The sequence below is a fragment of the Pseudomonas fragi genome (assembly GCF_900105835.1).
GTDB classification, from domain to species: Bacteria; Pseudomonadota; Gammaproteobacteria; order Pseudomonadales; family Pseudomonadaceae; genus Aquipseudomonas; species Aquipseudomonas fragi.
This window is the reverse complement of record NZ_LT629783.1, coordinates 3658758-3672117: the sequence shown is the minus strand read 5'-3', so window position 1 is coordinate 3672117 and position 13360 is coordinate 3658758. Positions and strand designations below refer to the sequence as shown.

The 13360-nt window shown below is 60.7% G+C and carries 11 protein-coding genes; 3 read left to right on the top strand and 8 right to left on the bottom strand.

The features are described 5' to 3' along the window. Positions 1-97 precede the first annotated feature (97 nt). Entirely contained in the window at positions 98-1381 is a 1284-nt protein-coding gene (locus BLU25_RS16795; RefSeq protein WP_029611603.1) for an aspartate aminotransferase family protein, read from the bottom strand. A 217-nt stretch (positions 1382-1598) separates the two neighbouring features. Between BLU25_RS16795 and BLU25_RS16790 the strand changes: the two genes are divergently transcribed. After that, positions 1599-2498: a LysR family transcriptional regulator gene (locus tag BLU25_RS16790; protein ID WP_016782468.1), complete on the top strand. Its 900-nt coding sequence runs from the start codon at positions 1599-1601 to the stop codon at positions 2496-2498. 343 nt (positions 2499-2841) lie between these two features. Here the strand turns inward: BLU25_RS16790 and BLU25_RS16785 are convergent, their stop codons facing one another. The 7 genes from BLU25_RS16785 to bioB form a co-directional block, all read right to left on the bottom strand. After that, positions 2842-4620: an acyl-CoA dehydrogenase C-terminal domain-containing protein gene (locus BLU25_RS16785; protein WP_016782469.1), complete on the bottom strand. Its 1779-nt coding sequence runs from the start codon at positions 4618-4620 to the stop codon at positions 2842-2844. Between the two features lie 274 nt (positions 4621-4894). Continuing rightward, positions 4895-6700: a phenylacyl-CoA dehydrogenase gene (locus BLU25_RS16780; protein WP_016782470.1), complete on the bottom strand. Its 1806-nt coding sequence runs from the start codon at positions 6698-6700 to the stop codon at positions 4895-4897. Positions 6701-6956: 256 nt separating this feature from the next. Beyond that, the gene (gene bioD / locus BLU25_RS16775; protein WP_016782471.1) at positions 6957-7637 is read right to left on the bottom strand and encodes a dethiobiotin synthase; all 681 of its coding nucleotides are present in this window, start codon (positions 7635-7637) and stop codon (positions 6957-6959) included. Continuing rightward, positions 7634-8446 (bottom strand): malonyl-ACP O-methyltransferase BioC, encoded by an 813-nt coding sequence (bioC, locus tag BLU25_RS16770; protein ID WP_016782472.1) that lies wholly within the window; start codon positions 8444-8446, stop codon positions 7634-7636. Before bioC ends, bioD begins: the two co-directional genes overlap by 4 nt. Continuing rightward, on the bottom strand, positions 8439-9170 hold the full coding sequence (locus BLU25_RS16765) for an alpha/beta fold hydrolase (RefSeq protein ID WP_016782473.1): 732 nt from the start codon (positions 9168-9170) through the stop codon (positions 8439-8441). Before BLU25_RS16765 ends, bioC begins: the two co-directional genes overlap by 8 nt. Further along, positions 9163-10335, bottom strand: a complete 1173-nt coding sequence (gene bioF / locus BLU25_RS16760; RefSeq protein WP_083369741.1) for an 8-amino-7-oxononanoate synthase — start codon at positions 10333-10335, stop codon at positions 9163-9165. The genes BLU25_RS16765 and bioF overlap by 8 nt, the downstream gene beginning before the upstream one ends. A 134-nt stretch (positions 10336-10469) precedes the next feature. Next, positions 10470-11525 carry a biotin synthase BioB gene (bioB, locus tag BLU25_RS16755; RefSeq protein ID WP_016782475.1) on the bottom strand — a complete coding sequence of 352 codons (1056 nt, stop codon included), beginning with the start codon at positions 11523-11525 and terminating at the stop codon, positions 10470-10472. A gap of 87 nt (positions 11526-11612) precedes the next feature. Between bioB and BLU25_RS16750 the strand changes: the two genes are divergently transcribed. Both BLU25_RS16750 and BLU25_RS16745 read left to right on the top strand, forming a co-directional pair. Next, positions 11613-12353 (top strand): ComF family protein, encoded by a 741-nt coding sequence (locus BLU25_RS16750; RefSeq protein WP_029611605.1) that lies wholly within the window; start codon positions 11613-11615, stop codon positions 12351-12353. 57 nt (positions 12354-12410) lie between these two features. After that, on the top strand, positions 12411-13175 hold the full coding sequence (locus tag BLU25_RS16745) for a TOBE domain-containing protein (RefSeq protein WP_016782477.1): 765 nt from the start codon (positions 12411-12413) through the stop codon (positions 13173-13175). Positions 13176-13360 lie beyond the last annotated feature (185 nt).

Below are 13360 nucleotides of genomic sequence, written 5' to 3'. Positions count from 1 at the left end.
CACAGGCAAAAAAAAACGCCCCGTGCCGAAGAAAACAGGCACAGGGCGATGCGTTATACCGCGAGACGGTTCTTAAAATTCGGTGTGAGCGCTGCAGTCAGACCGCAACCCCGCGACGGCACTGCAACTGGGCCGTGCGCACACGGGCAAACGCCCGGGCCAGACGCAGCAGCATTTCATCGATATTGCCTTTGCTCACGCACAGGGCCGGGGTGAAACGCAGGCAGTCAGGCTGTGGCGCACTGATCAGCAAACCCTCATACAAGGCCGCCTTGACCACAGCATCTGCCGAGTTATCCGACAATGTCAGGCCCCAAAGCAGACCCTGGCCGCGCAATTCACCCTGTGCATAACTATTGGCCAGCCGGCCCAAGCCCTCGCGCAGGTGTTGCCCCGCGTCGCGAACCTGCTGCAAAAAGCCTTTTTCCAGCACGGTGTCCAGCACCGCCAACCCCGCGGTGCTCATCAGGGCGTTGCCATGATGGGTGCCGCCCAGCTCACCGGGCTCCAGGCAGCAGGCTTTGCCCCGAGCCAGCAGCGCCGCCAGTGGCACACCGCCGCCCAGGCCTTTGCCCAAGGTGATGATGTCGGCGCGGATGCCGTAATTCTGCTCTGCCAGCAATGTGCCGCAACGCCCCATGCCGGTCTGGACTTCATCCAGGATCAGCAAAATGCCCAGCTCACGGCACAAACGCTCAACACCCTTGAGGTAATGTTCGGTCGCCGGAATCACCCCGGCTTCACTTTGTACCGGCTCCAGCATGATGGCCACGGTCTGCGCATCGACTGCTGCATGCAGCGCCGGCAGATCGTTGAACGGCACATTGATAAAGCCCGGTAACTGCGGCTCGAAGCGGTTATCCGGGGTGGCGCTGCCCGAGGCTGACATCGCGCCAAAGCTGCGACCGTGACAGCTGCGGCTCGCGGTGATAATCCGGTGCGCGCCACCGCGATGCAGCTGGCCCCACTTGCGCGCCAGCTTGATCGCCCCCTCATTGGCCTCGGCCCCGGTGTTGAGCAAGTGCACCTGATCGCTACCGGTGCTTTCACACAAGCGCTGCGCCAGGTTCAACATTCCGCGGTTTAAAAAGCCTGCGCCCGGGTTCAGCAAAGATTGCGCCTGCTCGGTCATCGCCTTGACCAGCACTGCCGGGCTGTGGCCCAGGCTGTTGGCCGCACTGCCCTGGGTAAAGTCCAGATACGCCCGGCTGTCGCTGTCCCACATCCACGATCCCTGACCTCGCACAAACACTTGGCTCTCACGCTCAACGCAGGGCATCAGGCAGTCCCGGGAAGGAGGGTTGCCAGCCTTGGATGGCGCAGAATGCGCAGCCATCTCTTCAAGACTGGGGGAATGGCGACGCAGGTTAAACAGGTTCATGCACGCGGACCTTGTGACCATAAACAGATTTGATTTGCAACTGCCGGCGGTTCTTACAGAAGGTAAACCTCTGATTGGGTTTATTGCCCTGCCTATGTAAAACGCCACTGCCTATCAGCATCTCTGGCTCGATGAGCCTTGTGGAATGCGCGTAGACTAGGCGCCAGCAGGCCGTTGAGCCATTTCGTTTTTTAAGCAATTTCGATAAGTATTACTTATGGATTTCAAGCAACTGCGTTATTTCGTCGCGGTGTATGAAGAAGGCCATGTGGGCCGTGCCGCCGAGCGTCTTTGCATCTCGCAGCCAGCCCTGTCGCAGCAGATCCGCCAGCTCGAACACAACCTCGATGTGAGCCTGTTCGAGCGCAGCAGCAAGCGCCTGCTGCCAACCCTGGCAGCGCATACGCTCTACAACCACGCGCTGCCGCTGCTCGACGGGCTGCAACGGGCCAAAGAGGCTTTGCACAATTTTCAGGGCCAGGCCCTGCGCACCATCGCCATCGGCGTGTTGCAAACCGTACATACCAGCCTGGTGCCGCAGATGCTGGAGCGGGTGCGCCAGGCCCAACCCCATTTGGTGGTGCAGATCTACGAGCTCACCGGCATCGAGATCGAACGGCGCCTGCTTAATGGTTCGCTCGACATTGGCATCAGCTACCTGCCGCCACGCCAGCCCGGGCTGCACGGCATGCTGCTGTATGAAGACGAACTGCAACTGGTAATCCCGGCAGATCATCCACTGCGCGAATTCAAGAAGGTGTCTGTAAGCCAGGCGGCAGAGCTGCCGATGCTGCTACTGGGAGAAGAGTTTCAGGTACGCCAGATCTGGCAAACCCAGCTCGCCAACCTGGGGCGGCGCCCGCAGGTACAAGCCGAACTAAACACCATGGCGGGGATTCTCGACAGCCTGCCCCACAGCAAGCTGGCCACCGTATTGCCTGGGCGCTCGCGCCATCAGCACGACGACAAGGCGCTGCTGTGGAAGCCGCTGAGCGAGCCCCGTGTGCCGCTGAAGGTGGGGTTGGTGTGCCGCGATGTGCAGCGTCAGCAAGCCACTTTGGGGCTGTTGCGCACCTTGCTTGAGGATGTGATGCAGAGCGATGAAGGGGCGTTGTAGCTGACCACCTTGTGGGAGCGGGCTTGCTCGCGATTCAGGCGACGCGGAGCTTCAGGCACACCGTGGTGATGCGATCGCGGGCAAGCCCGCTCCCACAGGAGCTGGGAAATCGAGAAAATTCTGACGCACAAAAAAGAAAACCCCGCCGAGGCGGGGTTTTGCAGACTGTTTCCCTGACATCCTTTTCACTCCGCCATCCTGGCAGAATCCTACGTGTCCGTGTTGTTGCTTTGAGCTTCCTGCTCTACGTCCATGGAAAGTAGATTACCCCTGGATCCAATCTGCCGATATGGGAGATTGTCAGCATGTAATGTAAGCAAATGCTTACAAAACACTAAACAGCTTAAAAGTGTGCTTCGTCCAGCAGGTAAAGCGACTCGCTACCCGCCTTGACCGAAGCGCTCAGCGAGTGGATACGCGGCAGCAAACGGGCGAAATAGAAGCGTGCCGTGCCCAGTTTGCTGGCATAGAAGGCTTCATCGGCCTCTTTGCCCAACGCGGCCCTGGCCATCAACGCCCACATGTACGCATACGTTGTGTAACCAAAAACCTGCAGGTACTCGACAGAGGCAGCACCGATCTCGTTCGGGTTGTTTTGCGAGCGGTCCAGTACCCAGGCTGTCAACTGATCAAGTGTGTCCAAAGCTGCAGCCAGTGGCTGGGTAAACTCGTTCAGGTCACTGCCGGCCCCGGCAATAAACTGACGAATCTCGTCGGCAAACTGACGGTAGTAAGCACCCTGGTTGCCCACGATCTTGCGCCCCACCAGATCCAGCGCCTGGATACCGTTGGTGCCTTCGTAGATCTGGGTGATGCGCACATCGCGCACCAGTTGTTCCTGGCCCCATTCACGAATGTAGCCATGTCCACCAAACACTTGCTGGCCATGCACGGTGGTTTCCAGGCCCAGGTCGGTGAGGAAGGCTTTGGCCACCGGGGTCAGCAAGGCCACCAGGCCATCAGCGCGCTCGCGGGCGGCGGGGTCTTCACTGAACTTGGCAATGTCCAGCTGGTTGGCAACGTAAGTCGAAAACGCCCGACCGCCTTCGTTCGAGGCTTTCATGGTCAGCAACATGCGCCGCACGTCGGCGTGGACGATGATCGGATCAGCCACTTTATCCTTGGCCACCGCGCCGGTTGCTGCGCGCCCCTGCAGGCGGTCGCGGGCATATTCGACGGCGTTCTGGTACGAACGCTCGCCCGAAGCCAGGCCCTGAATGCCAACCCCAAGACGCTCGTAGTTCATCATGGTGAACATCGCGGCCAGGCCACGGTTGGGCTCGCCTACCAGGTAGCCAACTGCCTCGTCGAAATTCATCACGCAGGTGGCCGAGGCCTGGATACCCATCTTGTGTTCAATGGAGCCGCAAGTCACCGGGTTGCGCTCGCCCAGGCTGCCATCGGCATTGACCATGAACTTGGGCACCAGAAACAGCGAAATACCTTTCGGCCCCGCAGGTGCATCCGGCAGTTTGGCCAGTACCAGATGGATGATGTTCTCGGTCAGGTCGTGTTCACCACCGGTGATGAAGATTTTGGTGCCACTGACTTTGTAGGAACCATCTACCTGAGGCTCGGCTTTTGTCCGAATAATCCCCAGATCAGTACCGGCATGGGGCTCGGTCAAACACATGGAGCCAGCCCACACACCCGAGTACATGTTCGGCAAATAGGTGGCTTTCAGTTCGTCGCTGGCGTGGGCGTTGATCGATACACAGGCCCCGGCAGTCAGCATCGGGTACAGGCCAAACGACAGGCTGGAGGAGTTGATCATCTCTTCGACCTGCGCCGATACGGCCTTGGGCATGCCCATACCGCCGAACTGCGGGTCGCCGCCTACACCGACCCAGCCGCCTTCGGCGTAGGTGCGATAGGCATCGACAAAACCGGCCGGGGTGGTCACTGCGCCATTGTCCCAGTGGCAGCCTTCCTCATCACCACTGCGGCTCAGCGGCGCGATGCTTTTGGCCGTGACCTTGCCCGCTTCTTCAAGAATGGCTTCAACCGTTTCAGCATCGACGGTCTCTGCCAACGCAGGCAATTGCGCCCAAAGTGTAGCGACCTCGAAGACTTCATTGAGGACGAAGCGCATATCGCGCAGGGGCGCTTTGTAGTCAGCCATGGCAAACCTCGTAATCTGTAAACGGCGATTTATGTAGAACCCAGTCTAGCTTAACGACGATAGCGATACATAGGGTCATTGCGTGACCAAAGATACAAATTAGGTCACTGTGATTTTTTTGTGGGAGCGGGCTTGCCCGCGATTCAGGCGATGCGGTGTTCCAGGAAGACCGTGGTGATGCCATCGCGAGCAAGCCCGCTCCCACATGTGGCCAATCCAAAAAAAAGCCGCTTCCCCAAAGGAGAAGCGGCTTTGCAAGATGACCCGCCGAGGCTTAGTAGCCCAGGTCGAAGTCTTCTTCTTTCATGTCCATCAGGTTGGCAGCGCCCGACAGCATGGTGGCAACGTGCGCGCGGGTGCGCGGCAGGATGCGCTGGAAGTAGAAGCGTGCCGTTTGCAGCTTGGCTTTGTAGAACGCTTCTTCAGACGTGCCTTCTGCCAGCTTTTCAGCGGCCAGGCGCGCCATGTCAGCCCAGAAGTAAGCCAGGCAGGCATAACCGGAATACATCAGGTAATCGACCGAAGCCGCACCCACTTCTTCACGGTCTTTCATGGCGGCCATACCGACCTTCATGGTCAACTCGCCCCATTCCTTGTTCAGTGCTGCCAGTGGCGTGACGAACTCGTTAAGGGTTTCGTTGCCTTCGTTGCTCTGGCAGAACTTGTGCACGATCTTGGTAAAGCCCTTGAGCGCTTCGCCTTGAGTCATCAGCACTTTACGGCCCAGCAGGTCGAGTGCCTGGATACCGGTGGTGCCTTCGTACAGCATCGAAATGCGGCTGTCGCGAACGTTCTGCTCCATGCCCCACTCGGCGATAAAGCCGTGGCCGCCGTAGATTTGCACGCCGTGGTTGGCCGACTCAAAACCGACTTCGGTCATAAAGGCCTTGGCGATCGGAGTCATGAAGGCCAGCAGTGCGTCGGCTTTCTTCTTCTCTTCTTCATCAACGCCGTATTTGACGATGTCGACTTGCTTGGCGGTGAAGTACACCATCGCACGGTTGCCTTCGGCGAATGCCTTGGTGGTCAACAGCATGCGACGTACGTCCGGGTGAACGATGATCGGGTCAGCCGCCTTTTCAGGGGCTTTCGGGCCGGTCAGCGAACGCATTTGCAGACGGTCACGGGCGTATTTCAGGCCGCCCTGGAAGGCGATTTCAGCGTGGGACAAGCCCTGCAGCGCGGTACCCAGGCGTGCGGTGTTCATAAAGGTGAACATGCAGTTCAGGCCTTTGTTCGGCGGGCCGATCAGGAAACCGGTGGCGCCGTCGAAGTTCATCACGCAGGTGGCGTTACCGTGGATGCCCATTTTGTGCTCTAGCGAACCACAGGACACGGCGTTGCGCTCACCGATGCTGCCATCGGCGTTGGCCTTGAACTTGGGCACGATAAACAGCGAAATGCCTTTGGTGCCAGCCGGTGCATCCGGCAGGCGAGCCAGCACGATATGCACGATGTTGTCGGCCATGTCGTGTTCACCGGCCGAGATAAAGATCTTGGTGCCGGAAATCTTGTACGAACCGTCAGCCTGGGGTTCAGCCTTGGTGCGCAGCAGGCCCAGGTCGGTACCGCAGTGCGATTCGGTCAGGCACATGGTGCCGGTCCATTCGCCGGTCACCAGCTTGGTCAGGTAGGTCTCTTGCTGCTCGGGGGTGCCGTGCTCGGAGATGGTGTTCATCGCACCGTGGGACAGGCCCGGGTACATGCCCCACGACCAGTTGGCCGCACCGACCATTTCGCTTACCGCCAGCCCCAGAGATTCCGGCAGGCCCTGGCCACCGTGCTCCACGTCGTGAGCCAGGCTTGGCCAGCCGCCTTCAACGAATTGTTTGTAGGCTTCTTTAAAACCAGTCGGAGTTTTAACCCCGGACTCGCTCCAGGTGCAGCCTTCAATGTCACCCACACGGTTCAGAGGTGCCAGCACCTGCTCACAAAACTTGGCGCCTTCTTCAAGAATGGCGTCAACCATATCTGGAGTGGCGTCCTGGCAAGCCGGCAGGCTCTGATAGTGCGCTTCGTAACCGAGCAGTTCGTCACGAACGAAGCGAATATCACGCAAGGGGGCCTTGTAGTCAGGCATAGCGATAAACCTCTGCTGATGAAACCGGGGATGAACAACCGCGTGGATTTGTTATGGCGGTCAAACAGGTGTTTGAAACATACGTTTACGCCTATTTATTGTCAAGCAGCGCGAAGCGTCCGTTCGTCTTGGGTCGGATTTTTTCTGATAGGGGAAGGGGTGATGGGTGGGAGCGGGCTTGCTCGCGATAAAGGCGGCGCGGACAGTCAGGTAGACCATCGCGAGCAAGCCCGCTCCCACAGGTTTTAGCCGTGTCTCAGTCCAGCAAATCCAGTTGCAGGTATTGCGCCACGGACTGTGCCGACGCCGATTTAAGTTTTGGCACCCGCCCCAGGCAGGGTGCAGGCAAGCGCTCGGCCAGGGTGGCGAGGTTTTCTTCCAGGCGCGAGGTTTTCGGGCCGATGATATTGGCCACCCAACCCGCCAGTTGCAGGCCATCACGGGCAATCGCCTCGGCTGTGAGCAGGGCATGGCTGATACAGCCCAGGCGCACGCCCACCACCAGAATCACCGGCAAATCCAGCGCCTGGGCCAGATCCGACAAGCTGTCTTGCCCCGATAACGGCACGCGCCAGCCGCCAGCGCCTTCAATCAGGGTGAAGTCGGCTTGTTTACTCAGGATGTGCTGCATCGGCCCCAACAGCGAGCGCACCGTCAGCACCACCCCGGCTTCGCGCGCGGCAATATGCGGGGCAATGGCCGGTTCAAATGCCACCGGATTGACCTCGTCATAACTCAACCTGATCGAGCTTTCGGCCATCAACGCCAGTGCATCGGCATTGCGCAGCCCCTGCGGGGTGACCTCACAGCCCGAGGCCACCGGCTTGCCTGCCGCCGTGCTCAAGCCGGCCGCGCGGGCAGCATATAAAAAGCCCGCCGCTACAGTGGTTTTGCCTACATCGGTATCCGTACCGGTGATGAAGTACGCAGGGTTCATCGCGTTTTCTCCAGAATGCCGTAGACCACCTGATAGGTCGCCGGTAGCCCGAGCGGCTGACGATACGCTTCATAGGCAGCCACCAGCCCCTGAATCCGTGCCCTGCCCGTCAGCCCTTCAGGCCGCCCGGGGTTAAGGTTGTGCGCACCCAGCGCCTTAAGCTCATGGGTCAGTTGGCGAACCTGCGGGTAGTGCAGCACATGGGGCTGATTGTGCAAGCTGAGCACCTGCAAGCCGCTGTCGGCACACAGTTGCTGATAGGCGTGGAACTCACGGAAGCGATTGACATGCACCTGACCGTCCACGGCCTGCCAGCTGTCTCGCAGCTCATGCAAGGTGCCCACGCACAGGCTGGCAAATGCCAGCACGCCGCCAGGCTTGAGCACCCGCCGGGCCTCGCTGAGCACCCCACGAAAATCTGCACACCATTGCAGCGCCAGGCTGGAGAAAATCACATCGCAGCTGTTCGATTGCAGCGGCAGGCTTTCGGCATCCCCGGCAATAAAATGCTGCGCTCCGCCCAAGGGCCGGGCATACGCCAGCATGCCCTGGGCAATATCCAGCGCCAGCCCCTGGCTGTGGGCATAGCGCTGGCCCAGCTCACGGCTGAAATACCCGGTGCCGCTGCCCAGGTCCAGCCAGCGCTGCGGGTTCAGATCCTGGGGCAGGCGGGCCAGCAACTCATGGCCGACCGCCCGTTGCAGCTCGGCGACGCTGTCATAACTGGCGGCCGCCCGGGAAAACGAGACCGCCACCTGACGCTTGTCCGGCAAACCGGCTGCCAGCAGCGCAATACTCAAATCATTCATCGCCCGACTCGTGTAAAAAAGCCTGGATTGCCGCCGCCAGCTCGTGGGGGGCTTCCAGTAAAAAAGCATGACAGGCCTGTTCAATCAGGCCCACTTCGACATCGGGTAACAGCGCCAGCACATCGCTCGCCGCCTGCACCGGCACCAGGGCATCCAGCCCCGCGAACAGGTGCAATTGCGGCCCGTTGAAACGCTGCAAGGCTGCCCGCGTATCCAGCTTGCCCAGCAGTTCAAGGCCGGCCAGCAGGGTATCGGGTTGGGCTTTTGGCGCGCCGCCCAGCAGCAACCCGGCCATTGCCCGGGCTTCGGCTGAGCCCTGGCTGCACAGCAGGCAAAAGCGTTTCAGGGTGGTGTTGGGAGCATCGCGAAAACCGCTGAGGAACGGTTCGAATGTGGATACCGGCATGGCGCTTGGCCAGTCCTCGCGGCTGACAAAGCTCGGGTTGCTGGCCAGGGTCACCAGCCCGCAGCAGCGATCGCCGCGGCGCGCAGCCAGCTCGCTGGCGAGCATCCCGCCCAGCGACCAGCCGCCCAGCCAGATGTTGTCAGGCAAGGTGGCGTCGAGTTCGTCGAGCCAGTCGTCAAGGTCGGCGGACAACAACACCGGCAACGGTTCGATTTCAACCCGCAGGTGCTCGTCCAGCCCACGCAATGCCACGGCCAGCGGTTCCAGAGGTGACACCCCCAGGCCCCAGCCCGGCAGCAAAACCAAGCGATCACGCATGATCGGCCTCCAACGTGCGCCAACAGTCATCAAGTGCTGTTAACAATAGCTGCACCTGTGCTTCTGTGTGGGCCGCCGACAGGGTCACGCGCAGCCGGGCGCTGCCCGCGGGCACCGTGGGCGGGCGGATTGCGGTCACCAACAGGCCGCGCTCGCGCAACATCTGCGACAGACGAATGGCCTGGCCACTGTCACCGATCATGATCGGCTGGATCGGCGTGAAGCTGTCCATCAACTGCAGGCCGATCTGTTCGGCACCCCGGCGAAATTGACCGATCAGGCTGTTGAGGTGCTCACGGCGCCAATGCTCGGTGCGCAGCAGCTCAAGGCTTTTGAGCGTCGCACAGGCCAGTGCCGGCGGCTGGCTGGTGGTGTAGATATAAGGCCGGGCGAACTGGATCAGGCTTTCAATCAGCTCTTCGCTGCCCGCCACAAAAGCGCCGCTGGTACCAAAGGCCTTGCCCAGCGTGCCCACCAGCACCGGCACATCGTCCATGCCCAGGCCAAAGTGCTCGGCAATTCCGCCGCCAGTGGCACCCAATGGGCCAAAACCGTGGGCATCGTCGACCATCAGCCAGGCCCCTTTGGCCTTGGTTTCACGGGCCAGCGCGGGCAGATCGGCAAGATCACCGTCCATGCTGAATACGCCATCGGTGACCACCAGCGTACTGCCGCTGGCCTTCTCTAGGCGCTTGGCCAGGCTGGTTGCATCGTTGTGCAAATAGCGGTTGAAGCGCGCCCCGCTGAGCAAGCCGGCATCCAGCAGGGAGGCATGGTTGAGACGGTCTTCGAGCACCGTATCACCCTGCCCCACCAGCGCGGTGACGGCGCCCATATTGGCCATGTAACCGTTGCTGAACAGCAGCGCCCGCGGGCGACCGGTGAACTCGGCCAGGGCTTCTTCCAGTGCGTGATGGGGGGTGCTGTGGCCAATGACCAGGTGTGATGCACCGCCGCCCACCCCCCAGCGCGACGCACCGGCCTGCCAGGCTTCGATCACCTGCGGGTGGTTGGCCAGGCCGAGATAGTCGTTATTGCAGAAAGCGAGCAGAGGCTGGCCATCGACCAGCACCTGCGGGCCTTGCGGGCTTTGCAGCAAGGGCCGCTGGCGGTAAAGATTTTCGGCACGGCGAACGGCCAGGCGGGCGTTTAGATCAAATGACATGCTGGCTATAATCCCTTGTAGCCGCTGCCGCAGGCTGCGATGGGCAGCGAAGCGGCCCCGGCTTCGGTATTGAAAGCGAAGGTCCTGCGGACCTTATCGCAGCCTGCGGCAGCGACTACAGGTCTACGCGGTGGTTAAACCACCGCGTTATAGAACTGCTCGCTGGACTTCTGATCCCGCAGTGCATGCTCGATCACCGCCTGATGCACCTCGTCGGCGTGGTCTTCACGTTCTTCCGGCAGGATGCCCAGACGACTGAACAGCTGCATGTCCTTGTCCGCCTGCGGGTTGGCGGTAGTGAGCAGTTTGTCACCGTAGAAAATCGAGTTGGCCCCGGCAAAAAACGCCAGCGCCTGCATTTGCTCGTTCATTGCCTCACGACCTGCCGACAGGCGCACATGGCTCAAAGGCATCATGATTCGCGCTACCGCCAGCATGCGGATGAAATCAAACGGGTCGATGTCTTCGGCGTTTTCCATCGGCGTACCGGCCACTTTCACCAACATGTTGATCGGCACCGATTCCGGGTGCTCGGGCAGGTTGGCCAGCTGGATCAGCAGATTGGCGCGATCGTCCAGCGACTCGCCCATGCCCAGGATGCCACCGGAGCAGATTTTCATCCCGCTATCGCGCACATAGCTCAGGGTTTGCAGGCGCTCGCTGTAAGTACGGGTGGTGATGATGCTGGTGTAAAACTCAGGGGAGGTGTCGAGGTTGTGGTTGTAGTAATCGAGGCCGGCGTGGGCCAGCGCGGCGGTTTGCTCCTGATCGAGCTTGCCCAGGGTCATGCAGGTTTCCAGGCCCATGGCCTTCACGCCTTTGACCATTTCCAGCACATAGGGCATGTCTTTGGCCGACGGATGCTTCCAGGCCGCACCCATGCAAAACCGGGTGGCACCGATGGCCTTGGCCCGCTGGGCCTCTTCAAGCACCTTCTGCACCTGCATCAGCTTCTCTTTGGCCAGGCCGGTGTTGTAGTGACCCGACTGCGGACAATATTTGCAATCTTCCGGACAAGCACCGGTCTTGATCGACAGCAGCGTCGAAACCTGGACCCGGTTGGCGTTGAAATGCCTGCGGTGAACGGTCTGCGCCTCGAAAAGCAGGTCGTTGAACGGCTGGGTGAACATCGCCCGGACTTCGGCTAATGACCAATCATGTCGCAAGTTGGCAAGGCTGCTGGCGCTCATCGGCGTTTCTCTTGTTTATGCTTTGACTAGAACCTGAGGGCGGATCCTCAGGCACGGCACGGATGTCGGCATGTTTAAGGATGTGACATGAACTGTCAACCACAATGGATAAAGCGGGTTTACAACTGGTTATTATCTGATCAATCGTGTTTGTTGTGCGACCTGCGCGCCGACACCGGGCTGGCCCTGTGCGTGGCCTGCGAGCTGGAACTGCCCTGGCTGGGTGACTGCTGCCAGCGCTGCGCTTTGCCGTTGCCGATGGCGGGGTTGATTTGCGGCCATTGCATCAGGCAGCCGCCCGCCTTTGCGCGGGTGCATGCACCCTGGGTATATGGTTTCCCTATAGACAGCCTGATCGTGCACTTCAAGCACCACAGTAAATGGCCTTATGGCCGGCTTTTAGCCGAAATTCTTGGCCAATCGTTGCTTGATGGCTTCAATTCGGGAGAGCCTCGACCGGCCTTCCTGTTGCCAGTCCCCCTGTCCCGCAAGCGCTTGCGTGAGCGTGGGTACAACCAGGCAGGCATGCTGGGGGACTGGCTCGGCAAGCAACTGAGTATCCCCTGCCAACCGCACTGGCTGCTGCGTACCCTGGACACCGCCGCGCAACAGGGTCTGGACGCCAAAACCCGCAAACGCAACCTGCGCCACGCCTTTCGCCTCGCATCCGGGGTGCAGGTGCATGGCTTGCACCTGGCCCTGATCGATGACGTGCTGACCACCGGCGCCACGGCACAAAGCCTGGCACTCCTGCTACTCAAGGCCGGGGCACGACGGGTTGATGTGTATTGCCTGGCACGCACACCAAAACCCGACGGGCTTGCTTGACGCCAACCCGCGCAGCAGGCACTTTTCGGGCACGCCCCGCTTTGCGAACCTGCCTTCATGCACCTGCCTGCCCTGCTTGCCCAACATATCGTCCGCCGCCCGCAACGTATCGCCCTGTTGCAACACATCGCCGAACAAGGCTCGATCACCGCCGCCGCCAAAAGTGCAGGCATCAGCTACAAGGCAGCGTGGGATGCCATCGACGAGCTGAATAACCTGGCGCAAACCCCCTTGGTGGAGCGCAGCATCGGCGGCAAGGGCGGAGGTGGCGCCCGGTTGTCCGTGGCAGGCTTGCGGGTGCTGCGCCTTTATCAGCGCTTGCAGGCAATACAGGCCCAGGTCCTGGACGCTGCCGAAGACGCCCGGGATCTCGACCTGCTGGGCCGCCTGATGTTGCGCACCAGCGCCCGCAACCAGTTGCACGGCAGCGTTATCGCCATTCACCCTCATGGCCACAACGACCTGATCGAACTTGAGTTGCCCGGCGGCCTGAGCCTGCGCGCGCAAATTACCCGCGACAGCACCCAGCGCCTGGAACTGGCCATCGGCAGCCCGGCGGTGGCGTTGATCAAAGCGGGCTGGCTGCAACTGATCGACGCCACCCAGCCGCCCGGCCCGGAATACAACCACCTGCAAGGGCACATCGAACAGATCCTGCACACCGAAGACGGCCCCAGCGAAGTGCGCATCAACCTGCCCGGTGGCCAGACCCTGTGTGCGCTGAGCGAACCGCAACACCTTGAAACACTCAAGTTGGTCGTGGGCAGCGCGGCGCAGGTGCAGTTCGCGCCGTCGCTGGTGTTGCTGGGGACAGCGCTCTAGTCCGGCCCCTCACCCCAACCCTCTCCCATCGGGAGAGGGGGCTGATTTGCGCAGTTCTTGAATCCGCGTGCGGTCAGTCCCCTCTCCCTTTGGGAGAGGGCTAGGGTGAGGGGCTTTTCAAACAAACACTGAAACATCCCTGTCATACCCGCTGCTTATGGTGTCTGCCAAAACCGTCAGAGCCG

What these genes read in the sequence shown, in the direction of transcription:
- BLU25_RS16795 (WP_029611603.1), bottom strand. Translation starts at nt 1,381, where the DNA reads ATGAACCTGTTTAACCTGCGTCGCCATTCCCCCAGTCTTGAAGAGATG.
- BLU25_RS16750 (WP_029611605.1), top strand. Translation starts at nt 11,613, where the DNA reads ATGAACTGTCAACCACAATGGATAAAGCGGGTTTACAACTGGTTATTA.
- BLU25_RS16745 (WP_016782477.1), top strand. Translation starts at nt 12,411, where the DNA reads ATGCACCTGCCTGCCCTGCTTGCCCAACATATCGTCCGCCGCCCGCAA.
- bioC (WP_016782472.1), bottom strand. Translation starts at nt 8,446, where the DNA reads ATGAATGATTTGAGTATTGCGCTGCTGGCAGCCGGTTTGCCGGACAAG.
- bioD (WP_016782471.1), bottom strand. Translation starts at nt 7,637, where the DNA reads ATGAACCCTGCGTACTTCATCACCGGTACGGATACCGATGTAGGCAAA.
- BLU25_RS16790 (WP_016782468.1), top strand. Translation starts at nt 1,599, where the DNA reads ATGGATTTCAAGCAACTGCGTTATTTCGTCGCGGTGTATGAAGAAGGC.
- BLU25_RS16785 (WP_016782469.1), bottom strand. Translation starts at nt 4,620, where the DNA reads ATGGCTGACTACAAAGCGCCCCTGCGCGATATGCGCTTCGTCCTCAAT.
- BLU25_RS16780 (WP_016782470.1), bottom strand. Translation starts at nt 6,700, where the DNA reads ATGCCTGACTACAAGGCCCCCTTGCGTGATATTCGCTTCGTTCGTGAC.
- bioB (WP_016782475.1), bottom strand. Translation starts at nt 11,525, where the DNA reads ATGAGCGCCAGCAGCCTTGCCAACTTGCGACATGATTGGTCATTAGCC.
- bioF (WP_083369741.1), bottom strand. Translation starts at nt 10,335, where the DNA reads ATGTCATTTGATCTAAACGCCCGCCTGGCCGTTCGCCGTGCCGAAAAT.
- BLU25_RS16765 (WP_016782473.1), bottom strand. Translation starts at nt 9,170, where the DNA reads ATGCGTGATCGCTTGGTTTTGCTGCCGGGCTGGGGCCTGGGGGTGTCA.